Below are 16455 nucleotides of genomic sequence, written 5' to 3' on the forward strand. Positions count from 1 at the left end.
CGTGCAACGCGGCGCGGTGGGCGCAGGCCAACCCCGCCGGCCCGGCGCCGACCACGGCGATGCGCTTACCGGTGGGCGCGGCGCGCTGGAACGGGTGTTCGCTGAAGTGCGCGTTGTCGATGGCGTAGCGTTGTAACAAACCGATCAGCACCGGCGCGCATTCTTGGGCGTTGTTACGCACGCAGGCTTGCTGGCACAGGATCTCCGTGGGGCAAACCCGAGCGCAACTGCCGCCGAGGATGTTGGCCGAGAGGATTTTCTGCGCAGCGCCTTGCACGTTCTCGGTGTGGATATTGCGGATGAACGACGGGATGTCGATCTCGCTGGGGCATGCGTTCACGCACGGCGCGTCGTAACAGTACAGGCAGCGCGAGGCTTCCAGATGCGCTTGCCGGGCGTTGAGCGGCGGTGCCAGGTCGCTGAACTGGCTGGCGAGGGTGGCCGCGTCATCGCGGGGGTGGGGAAGGTGGGTCAGGGTCTGGATCACGGTATTGGCCTCACGGTTATTGAGGTGCTGCCTCTGATGGGCATTGGTTTTTGTGTTGATTGTTCGGGCCTCATCGGGAGCAAGTCGAATCGTCGCACCGCCCCTCCCACATTGGAATGCGTTCCACTGTGGGAGGGGGCTTGCTCCCGATAGCGGGTTCAGCGGTTCACAGCCACTGGTTTGGAAAGCGCTGCCCGCTTGCTCAACTGCTCGAACACCGACGGATACGCCGGCCGCTCCACATAGCGCCCGGCACCCCGTTCTGCGCGCAGGTCGCCATCGGCCCAGACCAGCTTGCCCTGGCTGATGGTGTGGCTCGGCACGCCGCGCACGGTCTTGCCTTCGAAGATGTTGAAGTCGACCTGCTGGTGGTGGGTCTTGGCCGAAATGGTTCGCGTGCCTTCAGGGTCCCAGAGCACCAGGTCGGCATCCGCCCCGACGCGAATCGCGCCTTTACGGGGGTAGAGGTTGAAGATTTTCGCCGTGTTGGTGGAGGTCAGCGCAACGAACGCCTGCATCGACAGGCGCCCCGTGTTGACGCCTTCGTGCCACAGCAGCGCCATGCGGTCTTCGATACCGGCGGTGCCGTTGGGGATCTTGCTGAAGTCGTCACGCCCGGCGGCTTTTTGCTCGGCGCAGAAGCAGCAGTGGTCAGTCGCGGTGGTGTGCAGGTTGCCCGATTGCAGGCCGTGCCACAGGGCCTCCTGATGCCCGCGCGGACGGAACGGTGGGCTCATGACATAGCCGGCGGCGGTCTGCCAATCCGGGTGCTGGTAGACGCTGTCGTCCAGCAGCAAGTGGCCGGCGAGTACTTCACCGTACACCGCCTGGCCCTTGCCCCGAGCGTAGGTGATTTCATCCAGCGCCTCTTTGGTCGACACATGTACCAGGTACAGCGGCGTGCCGATGGTCTCGGCAATTCGTATTGCGCGGCTGGCCGCTTCGCCTTCCACCTGGGACGGGCGCGACAGCGGATGGGCTTCCGGTCCGGTGATGCCCTGGGCCATCAGCTTGCGTTGCAGGTGATACACCAGCTCGCCGTTTTCCGCATGAACGGTGGGCACCGCGCCCAGCTCCAGGCAGCGTTCGAAGCTGGCTACCAAGGTATCGTCGGCGGCCATGATTGCGTTCTTGTAAGCCATGAAATGCTTGAAGCTGTTGATGCCGTGATGGCTGACCAGTTCGGCCATTTCCTCGCGTACCTGCTCGCTCCACCAGGTGATCGCTACATGGAAGCCATAGTCGGATGCGGACTTTTCTGCCCAGCCGCGCCACTGGTGGAAGGCTTCCATCAACGATTGCTGCGGGTTGGGAATCACAAAGTCGATGATCGACGTGGTACCACCGGCCAAGCCTGCGGCCGTACCACTGAAAAAGTCTTCGCTGGCCACGGTGCCCATGAAGGGCAGTTGCATATGGGTGTGGGGATCGATGCCGCCCGGCATCAAGTATTGGCCGCTGCCATCGAGTATTTCAGTGCCGGCGGGAATATCCAGATCGGTGCCAATGGCCCGAATTAGACCGCCTGCGCATAACACATCGGCGCGGTAACTTTCATCATGGGTAATAACGGTTGCGCCACGGATCAACAGCGACATGTCGAGTTCCTCACAGGCTTGACCGGCTTATGCCAGTTCTAAGTGTTGTAATACTGCCGGTCGATGGAGGATTAATTCCTGTCATCGGTGACAGGAATAGAAACTAGCCCGAGTTTTTCGATTGGGCAAGAAGATTTTTCTTAAGCTTATAATTAAATTAAGTGGCTGAATTAAAAGATAAAAATAACAAAATCACCAAAATGTAGCGAGCGCTCACCATTTTGACGCACTTGACAGCTTCTGTTTTTGAGCAACATTTCTTATTGCAAATCAGACGCTTGAGATATGCCTCTTGACGGCACTGAAAAATAAAAATAATTGTGTTGCACCAGATTGAGACCTGACGGTTCGAACAACTTGCGCAATGGCTGGCCCCAATAGCGCGACAAGTAACCCAGGCTCACTCGGAAAGCTGATAAACATCAGCACGTTATATAAGCGGTGCGGGTTCAGCAGCCGTTGTCGGCACGGTAATTGAGTGCAAAGGCAATTGGTCGGGGCCCGAGATGTCATGTTGTTTATGCGGTACTCCGGCCTCCTGTACACAGCGTGCAGGTGAGCAAAAATAACTTTAAAAAAAACCGTGGAGCGGCCATGCAACAGAACAGATCGCAAGTCATCGAGCGCAACGGCCTGTACGAACTCGACGCCGGCCCCGACGTCCTCGACAGCCCTCGCTACAACCATGACATGGCACCCACCAAGGTGCATGAGCGCACCTGGAACAAATGGCACATCACCGCATTGTGGGTCGGTATGTCGATTTGCGTGCCGACCTACACCCTGGGCGGGGTACTCACCGCGTATTTCGGCTTGTCGGTGGGCGAGGCGCTGATAGCGATCCTGCTGGCCAATATCGTGGTGTTGATCCCGCTGACGCTCAACGCATTTCCCGGCACCAAGTACGGCATCCCGTTTCCGGTGTTGTTGCGCTCGTCATTCGGCATTCTCGGTTCCAACGTGCCGTGCCTGATTCGCGCGTTGGTGGCCTGCGGCTGGTTCGGGATCCAGACGATGTTTGGCGGGTTGGCGATTCACCTGTTTCTCGGTTCGATTTTCGAGGGTTGGAAGTCGCTGGGTGGCACCGGTGAAGTGATTGGCTTCATGATTTTCTGGTGCCTGAACCTGTGGGTGGTGTTGCGCGGTGCCGAGTCGATCAAGCGCCTGGAAACCCTGTCGGCGCCGTTGCTGGTGGCGGTAGGTATCGGCCTGCTGGTGTGGGCGATGCCGAATGTGTCCCTCAGCGAGCTGATGGCGATCCCACCCAAGCGCCCTGAAGGCGCAAGCCTCACCGGCTATTTCATGGCGGGTCTGACCGCGATGGTAGGCTTCTGGGCCACCTTGTCGCTGAACATTCCCGACTTCAGCCGCTACGCCAAGAGCCAGAAAGACCAGATCCTCGGGCAGATCTTCGGCCTGCCGCTGACCATGTTCCTGTTCGCCGCCCTCGGCGTGATCATGACCGCCGCCTCGGTGAAACTGGTGGGCGTCAGCGTCTCCGACCCGGTGACCCTGATCGGCCATATCCAGAGCCCGGTGTGGGTGGCAGTGGCGATGGCGCTGATCATCGTCGCCACCTTGTCCACCAACACGGCGGCGAACATCGTTTCGCCCACCAACGACTTCCAGAACATCGCGCCCAAGCTGATCAACCGCACCACCGCGGTGATCCTGACCGGGCTGGTAGGGCTGGCGCTGATGGCCCATGAGCTGCTGAAAAAGCTTGGGTTGATCGTTTCCGATGTCAGCCTGGAGACCGTTTACTCCAATTGGTTGCTCGGCTATTCGAGCCTGCTGGGCCCGATTGCCGGGATCATGGTGGTGGACTACTTCATCACCCGCAAACAGCAACTGGACCTGGCAGGACTTTACCGTGATGACGTGTACCCGGCGTGGAACTGGAGTGGTTTCATCGCCTTTGGCGTGCCGGTGGTGCTGACCCTGTTGTCGCTGGGCAGCGATGCGTTCAGTTGGTTTTACAGCTATGGCTGGTTTACCGGTTCGGCGTTGGGCGGGGTGTTGTATTACGGGCTCAATGCCAAGCGCGGTATTAACCCGGCCGTAGCCAAATCATCCTTGTGAACGCGGTCAATGTGGGGGGGCTTGCCCCCGATGGCGATGTATCAGTCACGCATATATCGACTCGGCCACTGCTATCGGGAGCAAGCCCCCTCCCACATTGGACCGCGTGCCACCTGTTCCAATCATAAGAAATACAGCCTGAGGAGATCCCCATGAACGCTGCCCTCGACGTTCTGCAATCGACCCATCAGCACATCAACCGCGACCGCCTGTGGCAGTCGCTGATGGACCTGGCCAGGCTCGGCGCTACCCCCAAGGGCGGGGTGTGTCGCCTGGCCCTTACCGACCTTGACCGCAAGGCCCGCGATCTCTTCGTGCAGTGGTGCGAAGAGGCCGGCTGTACCGTGAGCATCGACGGCATCGGCAATATCTTCGCCCGCCGTCCAGGGCGCAACGCGGACCTGCCGCCGGTGATGACCGGCAGCCATATCGATACCCAGCCTACCGGCGGCAAGTTCGACGGTTGCTTCGGTGTACTGGCGGGGGTGGAAGTGTTGCGCACCCTTAACGATCTCAAGATTGAAACCGAGGCGCCGTTGGAAGTGGTGGTGTGGACCAACGAGGAAGGCTCGCGGTTTCCACCGTGCATGATGGGCTCCGGCGTGTTCGCCGAAAAGTTCAGCCTGGCCGATACCCTGGCCAAGGTCGATGCGGACGGCGTCAGCGTCGGCGCTGCGTTGAATGCCATCGGCTATGCCGGGACGCGCCCCGAGAGCGGGCATAAGGTTGGCGCCTATTTCGAGGCGCACATCGAGCAAGGGCCGATTCTTGAGGATGAAAAGAAAACCATCGGCGTTGTACTCGGCGCCCTCGGACAAAAGTGGTTCGACCTCAAACTGCGCGGTGTCGAGGCGCACGCCGGCCCGACGCCGATGCACCTGCGCAAGGATGCCCTGGTGGGCGCAGCGGTGGTGGTGGCGGCGGTGAATGCGGCGGCGCTGGGGCATCAGCCGCACGCCTGTGGCACGGTGGGTTGCCTGCAAGCGTATCCAGGGTCGCGCAACGTGATTCCGGGGGAGGTACGCATGACCCTGGATTTCCGTCATTTAGAGCCAGCACGGCTGGACTCGATGATTGCCCAGGTGCGCCAGGTGATTGAGGACACTTGTGCCAAACATGGGCTGAGTTACGAGATGGAACCCACTGCCGACTTCCCGCCGCTGTACTTCGACAAAGGCTGCGTCGACGCCGTGCGCGATGCGGCCAATGGGTTGGGCCTGTCGAATATGGACATTGTCAGCGGGGCAGGGCACGACGCAATCTTCGTCGCCGAGCTTGGCCCGGCGGGGATGATCTTCGTGCCGTGTGAAGGTGGCATCAGCCATAACGAAATCGAAAATGCCGCGCCGGATGATCTGGCGGCGGGGTGTGCGGTGTTGTTGCGCGCCATGGTGGCAGCTTCAGCAGCTATCGCCAGTGGTTGAAAATGTGGGAGGGGGCTTGCTCCCGATGACGGTGTGTCAGTCAATTTGTCCGTAGCTGACCCGCCGCTATCGGGAGCAAACCCCCTCCCACAGGGGGCCGCGGTGTTCATACATAGTGTGTCTGGCGCGGAACCAGTGTGGGAAGGTGGGCAGCTCCTCCCACAGAGGGGGCATGTTCATACAGGTTGTGTCTGGCGCAGGACCAGTGTGGGAGGGGGCTTGCTCCCGATTGCGGTATTGACGTCAGGCGCCAGGTTGCCAGCCACCGCCGAGTGCGGTCAAAAGCCCCACACTTGCCACCAGCTGCCGCGTCTGTACGGCCTGTAATGTGCGCTGCGCCTGTAGCGCCGCAGTTTGTGCGGTGACCACATCCAGATAACTCACCGCCCCCGCCTGATAGCTGTTCATCGCCAACGCCTGGGTATGTTGCGCCGCCCGCGCCGCCGCCTGTTCATCCTGGGCTTGCTGCTGCAAGTCCCTCAGTTGCCCCAGGTTGTCCTCTACCTCTCGTACGGCTTGCAACACATGGCTACGGTATTGCGCCGACGCCTCTTCAAACTCGGCCTTGGCCTGGCGCTCATTGGCACTCAACCGCCCACCATCAAAGATCGGCAGGCTCACCAACGGCCCCAACGCCCAATATCGATTGCCAGCTGACAGCAGATTACCGACGCCTTGCGTCTGCCCGCCTATCAACCCGGTCAGGCTGAAATCCGGATACCACGCCGCCTTGGCTACGCCGATATTTGCGTTGGCCGCAAACACGCGGCGTTCAGCCGCGGCAATGTCCGGGCGACGTTGCAGCAAGTGGCTTGGCAACTGCGATGGAATCTTTGGCAAGGCCATCAACTGCGGGCTGGGCGGCAATGAAAAATCACTGGCCGCCACGCCCACCAACTCGCCGATTGCATGCTCGGTCAGGTTGCGTTGCCCACGCACTTCATCCAGTTGCGCCTTGGCCTCGGCCAGTTGATTTTGTGCGCGGGTCAGGTCCAGTTCCGAGGCAATCTGGCCTTCGTAGCGACTGCGCGTCAGTTGCAGCGCTTGGCTGAAATCCTCCAGCGAGCTGTCGAGTATTCGGCTCTGTGCATCCAGGCCATTGAGTTGCACATATAACGTCGTCAACTGCCGTTGCAGGCTCAGGCGAGCCACCGCCAAGTCATCGCCTGACGCTTGCGCCTGAGCGTCACCGGCCGCGACCTGATTGCGAATCTTGCCCCACAGGTCCAGGTCGTAGCTCAACGAAAACCCGGCGACGTTGCTGTTGTACACCGACGGCTGCGTTGTGCCGCGCAACGGTCTCGCGTCCGATTGCCGTTGGCGCTGCGGCTGTGCGCTGGCGCTGATTTGCGGGAACAGCCCGGCGTGCAACTGGCTGGCATACGCCTGGGAGGCATCGAAGTGCGCCAGTGCCGCAGCCAGGTCCGGGTTGCTGTTGAGCAATTGCTGCTGCAGCTTGTTCAACGTTGGATCGTTATAGAGTTGCCACCACTGGGTCACCAACTGATCGGACGGTTGCGCGCTGTGCCATGGGCCGTCGCTGGTCTGTTCGCGGTAGTGGGCGGGCAGGTCAATCGATGGCGCGGTATAGGTCGGTGCCATCGAGCAACCCTGCAACGCCAGCAGCATCAACGCTGCGAACGGTTTAAGCCTTGGGCGCATGGGCACCTCCGGCGGCGTCGGCCAGTTGCACCGGGTCGCCTTCGCGCAAGGCATCGGGCGGGTTGTCGATGATGTGGTCGGTGGCTTTCAAACCCTGGTCGATCACCAGGCGCTCGCCCAGGTCCAGACCGATGTGGATGTCTTGCAGGTGCACATGATTCTGCCCATCCAACACCGCCACTTGCGTACCCTGGGCGCGGAAGATCAAGGCGCTGGCCGGGATGCTCACGCCGTGAGTATCGGCCGGAATCGGCAGGCTGGCTTCGGCGTAGTCGCCCGGTAGCAATTCACCGCTGGGGTTGTCGACGACGAACTGGGCGAGCAGGGTGCCGGAGCGGCGGTCGATGGCGGTGGAGTCACCGATCAGGCGCGCCTTGAAGTGTTCGCCTGGGTGCTCAGGCACCGTCAACTCGGCTTCCAGGCCCGGATGGATCACTGCCGCGTAGTTCTGCGGCACCGGCACATACAGGCGCAGTTGGTGGGTGTCGGCCAGGGTGAACAGCGCCAGATCGCTGTCGGTATCGGCTTTGATCAACTGACCGATATCGGTATGCCGCGCAGTGATGGTGCCAGCGAATGGCGCACGCAGGGTTTTGTAGCCCTCCAATGCTGACAAGCGAGCGTAGTCCGCTGCGCCAGCCTCGGCATTGGCTGTGGTAGCGGCGGCGTTCGAGGTTTTTTCATCGGCTTCCTGACGCGACACCGAATGGCTCGCCAACAGGTGTTGCCAGCGCGTGGCAGTGGTGGCTGCCAGACGTGCATTGGCCTGTTCCTGAATCAGCCGTGCGTGAGTCTGCGCCAGTTGCTGGTCGAGGTCAGGGCTGTCGATTTCGGCGAGGATTTGCCCGGCCTTGACCTGCGTGCCCATATCCACTTTCCAGTCTTTCAGATAGCCGCTGACCCGCGCATGGATCGGCGCTGTGCTCCAGGCTTCCAGGTGCGCCGGCAAGCGCAGCGTATCGCCGGCAGTGTTCTGTTGGGGTTGCAACACCATCACTTGGGGAATGGCCGCCGTTTCGGTCCAGGCAGCGACAGATCGCTCGTGCAGCGTGCGGGCGTGCAAGCCGCTGGCGACCAGCAGGGCAGCGAGGGTCAGGCCGCCGACACCCATCAGCATCAGACGCTTGCGCGAGGGTTTGTGATCAGACGACATGGGGCGTTTCTCCAGCAATTGCGCGAGTAGGGTGACGGCCGTGGACCAGGCTGAAGACCACGGGTACAAACAACAGAGTGGCGATGGTGGCGAAGATCAAACCGCCGATAACGGCGCGACCCAGCGGCGCGTTTTGCTCCTCGGACAGCGCCAGGGGCAACATGCCGATGATCATTGCCAGGGCGGTCATGCACACTGGGCGAAAGCGCGTGTAACCGGCTTCCATGGCGGCTTTCAACGCGTCGCCATGTTCGGCCAGGCGTTCACGGCAGAAGCTCACCACCAGGATCGAGTTGGCGGTGGCCACGCCCATGCACAGGATGGCGCCGGTGAGCGCCGGGACCGATAACGAGGTGCCGCTGAGGAACAGCATCCACACGATCCCCGCCAGTGCGGCCGGTAACGCCGTGATGATCACAAAGGGGTCGGCCCAGGACTGGAAGTTGACCACGATCAGCAAGTAGATCAGCACCACGGCGCCGAGCAGCCCCAAGCTCAAACCACTGAACGCCTCATGCAGCGCATCGATTTGCCCGTGCAGGCTGATGGTCGCGCCTTTGGGACGCATGGATGCAGTGTCGTCCAGCACTTTTTGCACATCACGGGCCACGCCGCCCAGGTCGCGACCTTGTACGTTGGCATACAGGTCCAGGGTCGGTTCGATGTTGTAGTGGGTGACCACCGCCGGGCTTTGTACGCGGGAGATGGTCGCCACGCCCCCGAGGATTTGCGATTGGCCATTGGCACCGGTCACCGGTAGGGCCTCCAGTGATGGCAGGCTGTCGAGACGGTACTGCGGGGTGGCGGCGACGATGGAATAGGACACGCCATTGGCCGGGTTGAGCCAGAAGGTCGGTGCCACCTGGGAGCTGCCGGCCAGGGAGGCGACCATGCTGTTGGTGACGTCTTTTTCGGTAATGCCCAAGCCGTTGGCGCGCAGGCGGTCGACATTGACCTGCAAGGAGGGGTAACCGGTGGACTGCTGGATATGCAGGTCTGCAATGCCTGGTACGTGTTGCAAGCGTCGTTCGAGTTCTACGGCGTAAGCGCGGTTTTCTGCATCGCTGCGCCCGGAGATTTTCACATCCAGCGGGGCCGGCGCGCCGAAGTTGAGAATCTGGCTGCTGATGTCTGCCGGCAGGAACGCAAAGTGGCTGCCGGGGAAACTTTGCGGCAGGGCTTCACGCAGTTTTTTCACGTAGTCGGCGGTGGGGGCGTGGTGCTTATTCAGGGTGACCTGGATATCGCCATCCTGAGGGCCGATGGTGCCGCTGCTGCTGTAGGCCATGTCGATACCGCTGAGCGGGATGCCGATATTGTCGACGATGGTGTCGAGTTCGTCGGCGGGGATGACCTCGCGAATGCGTGCTTCGATGCGATCGAACGCAGCGGCGCTTTCCTCGATTCGCGTGCCCAGCGGCAAGCGCACATGCAGCGCGAGGGCACCGGCATCGGTGGCCGGGAAAAAGTCCTGGCCCAGGCTCGGCAGCAACGCGAATGAGGCGATTACGCAGGCCAGGAAGCCGACAATGAAGCGCTTTCGCGCCCCCAGCGCCAACGTCAGCAAGCCATGGTAAGTGTCACGGATATTGGAGAAGTGACGCTCAAAGCCCTGTTGGAAATTCAGCACCGATTGCAGCAACGCATTGCGCGGTTTCGCGTGTTGCTCACCCTCATGATGGTTGATGAATTGATCTTCGGGATGATGCCCCACGCCTTGCTCCGGCGTATGCGGCTTGAGCAGGAACATCGCCAGCGTCGGCACCAGGGTGCGCGAGAGGATGAACGAACTGGCCATGGCAAATATCACCGCCAGCGCCATTGGCCGGAACAGATAACCGGCGATGCCTTGCAGCAAAAACATCGGCACAAACACGATGCAGATGCACAGCAGCGAGACAAACGCCGGGCCGACGATTTGCGCGGCACCGTCGAGGATCGCAGTGTTCACCGCCTTGCCTTGTTCCAGGTGCCAGTTGATGTTTTCGATGGTCACTGTGGCGTCGTCCACCAGAATCCCCACCGCCAACGCCAGCCCGCCGAGAGTCATCACGTTGAGGGTTTGCCCGCTGACCGCCAGCAGCGCGATGGCCGAGAGCACCGCCAGCGGAATCGACGCGGCGATGATCAAGGTCGAGCGCCAACTGCCGAGAAACAACAGGATCATCGCACTGGTGAGCAGCGCGGCAATGATGCCTTCCTGGGCTACGCTGCCCACCGATTGCTTGACGAACACCGAGGCATCACCCAGCAGTGAGGTTTTCAGTGAAGGCGGCAGGGTTTCGTTGATGCGTGGCAGCATCTGGCGGATGCCGTCGATGATCGACAGGGTAGAGATGCTGCCGTTCTTCAACGCCGGCATCAGCACCGCGCGATGGCCGTCGACGCGCACGATGTTGGTTTGTGGCGGCGAACCGTCGCGCACATGGGCGACCTGGCCGATGGTGATGATTGCGCCGTCGACTGTCTTGATCGGCAGGTCATTGAGTTCATCGATGGCCTTGGGGCTGTTGTTGAGCAGGATCGTGTATTCGTTGGAACCCAGCTTGGCGGTGCCCACCGGGATGATCTGGTTCTGCAAGGCCAGGGCATTGCCGACGTCCTGGGCCGACAAGCCCTTGGCAGCCAGGGCCTGGGGGTCGAGGTCGAGGGTGATCTGACGCTGCTTGCCGCCCATCGGCGTGGGCATGGCCAGGCCGGGCAGCGCGCTCAGGGGCAGGCGGATGTTGTTCTGCACCAGGTCGCGGATCCTGGCTTCGGAAAGGCTCGGGCTGGAGAAGGCCATTTGCAGGATCGGCACCGTGGAGGCGCTGTAGTTGAGGATCAGCGGCGGCGTGATGCCCGGTGGCATCTGCTTGAGCACGGTTTGCGACACCGCTGTGACCTGGGCGTTGGCGGTGCGGATATCGACGCCGGGCTGGAAGAAGATCTTGACGATGCCCATGCCGGGCAGTGATTGCGATTCGATATGTTCGATGTCGTTGACGGTGGTGCTCAAGGAGCGTTCATAGGTGTAGATCACCCGGCCGGCCATGGCGTCCGGGGACAGGCCGTTGTACTGCCAGACCACCGCGACCACGGGTATGCCGATATCGGGAAACACATCAGTGGGCGTACGCAGGGCCGCCATGGGCCCGATGATGCAGATGAATATGGCCAACACGATAAACGTGTACGGCTTTTGCAGTGCGGTCTTTACCAGCCCGAGCATGCGTGAGTCTCCGAGAAGAGCAGGATTGCAAACCCCGGCAGTCTTGCCCGACCCACCTAACACGCACCTTTCAGCCAGGTGAAGGAAGATTTAGGTAATGGCTGAAGATCGTTTCATTGGTATTCATTTGTTCTGCAAACGCCGGATCTTCAAGCTTGCCAGCCATCGGATACGTCTTTTTTTGATGTTCTTTGGAGCCCTGCCATGTCACTGAAAACCCTGTTGTTGATACCTATGCTGAGCGTTGTTGTGTTGCTCTCGGCCTGCGCCGGCCCGCTGCCCAAGGCCGACCCGAGCCAAGCCTGGATCGGCCTGAAAGAGGAAGCGCCAAATGACCTGATGGCCGAGCGGGTGGACGGTAAACGCGTCGATGACGGGCGCTACTTTGAAGTCAGCCCCGGTGACCATCGGCTGGACGTGACCTTGTTTGAAGACGAACCCGGCGACGACAACCAGCAAGACTGCCAGGGCCGGGTGGAATACAAACACTTCAAGGCGGGTGAGCATTACACACTGGAAGAGTCGAGCCTGGGCACCACCGTGCGTGCATCCCTCAAGGACGGGCACGGCAAGGAAATCGCCGCCACCCAAGACTTCAATTGCATGCCTGGCTAGGCGTGATGAGCCGTCGCCTTGGGAGGCTTGGCGGGCGCGGCAGGTTTGACGTGGGGGTGATGATGCCGGCGAGTCACGCGCATGACCCCCCACAACATGGCCGCGGCCACTGCCAACCAACCACAGATCAACAGAAAAATTGTCGTCGCAAGGCTCATTCGGGCCTCCTTTCGCCCACTTGGGGCACACACAGTCTTCTCAATGGACAGTCTAGCTACCTGGCGGTTGCCTGCTATTGACCAATGGTCGTGTCTGTCCAACTTGTTTGCTCTATCGCGGGTGCTTTACTGATGTGCCAGGCTATACCCGCGCTCAAGAGCATCCTATGATCAGGGCCCTCACCGCCCGTTGATCAAGAGAGTAAAACATTGCGCTTACGCTCGAACCTTAAAACATCCATCTTGCTGGCTTGTGCCCTGGGGTTAACGGCTTGTTCCAGCCAACCGTCGAAGCTGTCCGGCCTGCCGGAGCGCGTTGAACTCAACGGCGTGCCGACCTTTCGCAGCGAGGCTTATCAGAGCGGTCCTACGGCACTTGCCAGTATGCTGTCGCAACAAGGCATTGTCATGACACCGGGGTTGCTGGACAAGCCGCTGCGCCTGCCGGGTGCTGAGGCGAACCTCGAACGCAACATGCAGGTGCTGGCGCGCGAATACGGGCTGATGGTGTACCCACTGGACGCCAAGCTGACCGCGGTGCTGGCGCAGGTGGCGGCGGGTTACCCGGTGATGGCGCGAATCAATTCCAGCTTCTGGTCCGGAGCGCGTTATGTCGTGGTGGTGGGGTTCAACCAGCAGAAGAGCACGGTGTTGTTGCGCTCTGGAAACGAGCGCCGATTGATTATGGAATTCAGCGACTTCGAGTCGGCGTGGAAGAGCGCGGGGCACTGGGCTATCCTCACCCAGCGGCCGAGCCAATTACCGGCCAATGTGGATGCGCAGCGCTGGCGTGATGCGGCGAATGCAACAGGCCAGGCGGGGCAGGAAGGGGCAGCGGCCCAAGCGCTCAAAGTGTTGGCAGAACGCAAATAAAAATGTGGGAGGGGGCTTGCTCCCGATAGCGGTTGATCAGGATAAGTTTTATAGCCTGGCACACCGCCATCGGGAGCAAGCCCCCTCCCACATTGGGCCTGCTTATTTCAATAAGATGGTGGTTAGTTAGCGGCGAACTTCTACCGCATTCCCCCGGTTCTTCAGATTCTTGTCAGCCTTGTAGCGCAACGCAACGTCCGGCACCGCGCCGCCTTTGCCGGTCTCAACCCAGCTGCGAATCCGGCTGGCGTCGGCAAAATGGGTGAATTTGCCAAAGGCATCCAGGATCACCAGCGACACCGGGCGGTTGCCCATGCTGGTCACCAATACCAGGCAATGGCCGGCCTGGTTGGTAAAGCCGGTCTTGGTCAGCTTAATGTCCCAGTTGGCGCGGTTGATCAGGTGGTTGGTGTTGGAGAAACCCAAGGTGTAGTTGGGCTTGCGGAACGCCACGGTCTTTTCCTTGGTGGTGCTCAACTGGCTCAGCATCGGGAATTTACGCGCGTACGCCAGCAGCTTGCTCAGGTCGCGAGCGGTCGAGACGTTATGGATCGACAGGCCGGTAGGCTCCACATAGTGGGTGCTGGTCATCCCCAGGGACTTGGCCTTGGCGTTCATCGCCGCAATGAATGCCGCATAGCCACCCGGATAGTGGTGGGCCAGGCTCGCCGCGGCGCGGTTTTCCGAGGACATCAGCGCAATCAGCAGCATTTCCTTGCGCGGCATCTGGCTGCCGATTTTTACCCGGGAGAACACGCCTTTCATCTCTGGCGTGTCGGTGATGTTGATGTCGATGTACTCATCCATGTTCTGCTTGGCTTCCAGCACGATCAGGCCGGTCATCAGTTTGCTCACTGAAGCGATGGGGACCACCACGTCGGGATTGCTGGAATAAATGACTTTGTTGGTTTGCAAGTCCACCAGCATGGCGCTGCCGGAGGCGATTTGCAGTTTGGAGGCGTCACGCGGGGCCAGGGTGGATTCGGCGGCGTGGGCGAAGGTGCCTGTCAAAGCGAAAAACAGGCCGACAATAGAGAGACGAATTTTCACGCGGATGAACTCGCTAAAAAGTAAGGAAATACCGTTCGGGAACGGGCTTTATGAAAAATGACGTTACATTCTAGGAGTATGGATCAGAAACTGTCGAATGTTCTTCCAGAACCGGATGAAAGTGCTTAAAAACTAAGAAAAAACAGTTTTTTCTCAGGCAATAAAAAGCCCCGCGCTAAGGCAGGGCTTTTTCATTACGCTTGGTTATTAACCGTGCAGGGTTTCTGCTGCGTACAAGGTATTTTCCAACAGGCAGGCGCGGGTCATCGGTCCGACACCACCTGGCACTGGCGTGATCCAGCCGGCGCGGGGCAGGGCAGTGTCGTAGACGACGTCGCCGACCAGCTTGCCGTCATCCTGGCGGTTGATGCCCACGTCGATGACGATGGCGCCTTCCTTGATCCATTCACCTTTGACCAACCCCGGCTTGCCAGCAGCGACCACCACCAGGTCGGCGCGGCCAACGTGGCCAGCCAGGTCCTTGGTGAAGCGGTGGGTGACGGTCACGGTGCAGCCGGCCAGCAGCAGCTCCATGGCCATCGGGCGACCGACGATATTGGATGCGCCTACCACGACTGCGTCCAGACCATAGAGATCGACCCCGGTGCTTTCCAGCAAGGTCATGATGCCTTTGGGTGTGCATGGGCGCAGCAGCGGGATACGTTGGGCCAGGCGGCCGACGTTATAAGGGTGGAAACCGTCGACGTCTTTGTCCGGGCGGATGCGTTCCAGCAACTTGGAGGCGTCCAGGTGCTCGGGCAGCGGCAGCTGCAGCAGGATGCCGTCCATTTCCGGATCATCGTTGAGGCGGTCAATCAGGTCGGTCAGGGCCTGTTGAGTGGTGTCAGAAGGCAAGTCGTAGGCTTTGGAAATAAAGCCGACCTCTTCACAGTCTTTACGCTTGTGCGAGACATAAACCTGAGAGGCAGGATCGCTGCCGACCAGGATCACCGCGAGGCCAGGCGTGCGCAGGCCTTGCTGGCGACGCTCGGTGACGCGTTTGGCGATCTGCTGGCGCAGGCTGGCGGCGATTGATTTGCCGTCGATAAGTTGTGCAGTCATTACGCGTGATTAACCATCGAGAGGGGGAAGAAAAGTGCGCGCATTCTCGCACGCCAGGGCGCGAGGGCAAAGGCGCTTGGTCTGCAAATTGCCCTAAGCCCTTAAATAAAATCAGTTTTTTTCAAAAAAGATTTGACGGGTATCAGGACGCTCTATACTATTCGTCGCACTTGTCGGGCACAGCCTAGCACTGGTTAGAAGGTCGAGCAGAATTGTTGTCCTGCAAGGCTGGAAACACTTAGTTTGTAATCCTCCAAGAGTACAGATTAATCAGGCGCCCGTAGCTCAGCTGGATAGAGCATCCGCCTTCTAAGCGGATGGTCGCAGGTTCGAGTCCTGCCGGGTGCGCCATTAGGCAGCTTTGGCACAAGTAGCGCTATATGGTGGGCGTAGCTCAGTTGGTAGAGCACGGGATTGTGACTCCCGTTGTCGAGGGTTCGATCCCCTTCGTCCACCCCATATTTTGAAAGGCGCCAGATTAATCGTCTGGCGCCTTTGCTTTAAGAGCTTCAAGCGCGGATGTGGTGGAATTGGTAGACACACTGGATTTAGGTTCCAGCGCCGCGAGGCGTAAGAGTTCGAGTCTCTTCATCCGCACCAATTAAAGCTTTGCTGTGCCGTCAGGCGGGGCAGGGCTCAACAAAGAAGTAGTTTGGTTTCTTTGTTAACGCAATATGGTGGGCGTAGCTCAGTTGGTAGAGCACGGGATTGTGACTCCCGTTGTCGAGGGTTCGATCCCCTTCGTCCACCCCATATTCGAAAGGCGCCAGATTTAACAGTCTGGCGCCTTTTTTGGTTTTAGCGGTTCGTATATCCGGCAGCTGCAGGTGCAAGGTCGAAAGGGTGGGGTGTTTCATCGTATTTGTGTGTCTCGATGATGCCGCGCTGCCCGCAGGCCCTGTGCGCGGGGTCGGGCGTCAGGGAAATGACTGGTTTCTTCTATATAGAAGAGGCGGCGCAGAGCCCTGGCGCAGTTGGCTGTATTTGTCACCGGGGCGAGGTGCATCCGTGCCTTCGTAACGATAAATTGCCGGCTGTTTTCCGCTGTATTTTCAGTAGGGTGACTTCTTGAGTTTGACC

The 16455-nt window shown here is 60.1% G+C and carries 11 protein-coding genes, 4 tRNA genes and 1 pseudogene; 8 read left to right on the plus strand and 8 right to left on the minus strand.

Going from position 1 to position 16455, the window contains the following annotated elements:
* Together E3O56_RS11215 and hydA are read right to left on the minus strand one after the other, a co-directional pair.
* Window positions 1–487, minus strand: a pseudogene (locus E3O56_RS11215) (dihydropyrimidine dehydrogenase); the annotation flags it as partial.
* A 158-nt stretch (window positions 488–645) separates the two neighbouring features.
* Complete coding sequence (gene hydA / locus E3O56_RS11220; RefSeq protein ID WP_005789316.1) at window positions 646–2085, minus strand: dihydropyrimidinase; 1440 nt, start codon at window positions 2083–2085, stop codon at window positions 646–648.
* A 594-nt stretch (window positions 2086–2679) separates the two neighbouring features.
* Here hydA and E3O56_RS11225 point away from each other — a divergent pair.
* Window positions 2680–4167 (plus strand): NCS1 family nucleobase:cation symporter-1, encoded by a 1488-nt coding sequence (locus tag E3O56_RS11225; protein WP_005789314.1) that lies wholly within the window; start codon window positions 2680–2682, stop codon window positions 4165–4167.
* A gap of 152 nt (window positions 4168–4319) precedes the next feature.
* Window positions 4320–5591 carry a Zn-dependent hydrolase gene (locus tag E3O56_RS11230; RefSeq protein WP_248090096.1) on the plus strand — a complete coding sequence of 424 codons (1272 nt, stop codon included), beginning with the start codon at window positions 4320–4322 and terminating at the stop codon, window positions 5589–5591.
* Between the two features lie 243 nt (window positions 5592–5834).
* Here E3O56_RS11230 and E3O56_RS11235 read toward each other — a convergent pair whose 3' ends face one another.
* The 3 genes from E3O56_RS11235 to E3O56_RS11245 are packed head-to-tail and all read right to left on the minus strand — an operon-like array spanning window position 5835 to window position 11617.
* A complete protein-coding gene (locus E3O56_RS11235) occupies window positions 5835–7253 on the minus strand; it encodes an efflux transporter outer membrane subunit (RefSeq protein WP_248128243.1) in 1419 nt (472 codons plus the stop codon).
* On the minus strand, window positions 7237–8406 hold the full coding sequence (locus E3O56_RS11240) for an efflux RND transporter periplasmic adaptor subunit (protein WP_248128245.1): 1170 nt from the start codon (window positions 8404–8406) through the stop codon (window positions 7237–7239). The genes E3O56_RS11235 and E3O56_RS11240 overlap by 17 nt, the downstream gene beginning before the upstream one ends.
* Window positions 8396–11617, minus strand: a complete 3222-nt coding sequence (locus tag E3O56_RS11245; RefSeq protein ID WP_248128247.1) for an efflux RND transporter permease subunit — start codon at window positions 11615–11617, stop codon at window positions 8396–8398. Before E3O56_RS11245 ends, E3O56_RS11240 begins: the two co-directional genes overlap by 11 nt.
* A gap of 204 nt (window positions 11618–11821) precedes the next feature.
* Between E3O56_RS11245 and E3O56_RS11250 the strand changes: the two genes are divergently transcribed.
* On the plus strand, window positions 11822–12232 hold the full coding sequence (locus tag E3O56_RS11250; protein WP_005789306.1) for a hypothetical protein: 411 nt from the start codon (window positions 11822–11824) through the stop codon (window positions 12230–12232).
* Here the strand turns inward: E3O56_RS11250 and E3O56_RS11255 are convergent.
* Window positions 12229–12390 carry a hypothetical protein gene (locus E3O56_RS11255; RefSeq protein ID WP_005789305.1) on the minus strand — a complete coding sequence of 54 codons (162 nt, stop codon included), beginning with the start codon at window positions 12388–12390 and terminating at the stop codon, window positions 12229–12231. The two genes, E3O56_RS11250 and E3O56_RS11255, sit on opposite strands and share 4 nt — an antisense overlap.
* A gap of 210 nt (window positions 12391–12600) precedes the next feature.
* Between E3O56_RS11255 and E3O56_RS11260 the strand changes: the two genes are divergently transcribed.
* Window positions 12601–13263, plus strand: a complete 663-nt coding sequence (locus E3O56_RS11260) for a peptidase C39 family protein (protein ID WP_032880515.1) — start codon at window positions 12601–12603, stop codon at window positions 13261–13263.
* 126 nt (window positions 13264–13389) lie between these two features.
* On the opposite strand, the gene pbpG is transcribed toward E3O56_RS11260, so the two are convergent.
* Both pbpG and folD read right to left on the minus strand, forming a co-directional pair.
* Window positions 13390–14313 carry a D-alanyl-D-alanine endopeptidase gene (gene pbpG, locus E3O56_RS11265; RefSeq protein WP_248128249.1) on the minus strand — a complete coding sequence of 308 codons (924 nt, stop codon included), beginning with the start codon at window positions 14311–14313 and terminating at the stop codon, window positions 13390–13392.
* A 207-nt stretch (window positions 14314–14520) separates the two neighbouring features.
* A complete protein-coding gene (gene folD, locus E3O56_RS11270) occupies window positions 14521–15375 on the minus strand; it encodes a bifunctional methylenetetrahydrofolate dehydrogenase/methenyltetrahydrofolate cyclohydrolase FolD (protein ID WP_005789300.1) in 855 nt (284 codons plus the stop codon).
* A 274-nt stretch (window positions 15376–15649) separates the two neighbouring features.
* On the opposite strand from folD, the gene E3O56_RS11275 reads away from it, so the two are divergent.
* From E3O56_RS11275 to E3O56_RS11290, 4 genes are all read left to right on the plus strand, one after another.
* Window positions 15650–15726, plus strand: a tRNA-Arg gene (locus E3O56_RS11275).
* 32 nt (window positions 15727–15758) lie between these two features.
* Window positions 15759–15834, plus strand: a tRNA-His gene (locus E3O56_RS11280).
* A gap of 56 nt (window positions 15835–15890) precedes the next feature.
* A tRNA-Leu gene (locus tag E3O56_RS11285) sits at window positions 15891–15975 on the plus strand.
* 77 nt (window positions 15976–16052) lie between these two features.
* Window positions 16053–16128 (plus strand) — tRNA-His (locus E3O56_RS11290).
* Window positions 16129–16455 lie beyond the last annotated feature (327 nt).

Source organism: Pseudomonas sp. W2Aug9 (assembly GCF_023127755.1).
GTDB classification, from domain to species: Bacteria; Pseudomonadota; Gammaproteobacteria; order Pseudomonadales; family Pseudomonadaceae; genus Aquipseudomonas; species Aquipseudomonas synxantha_A.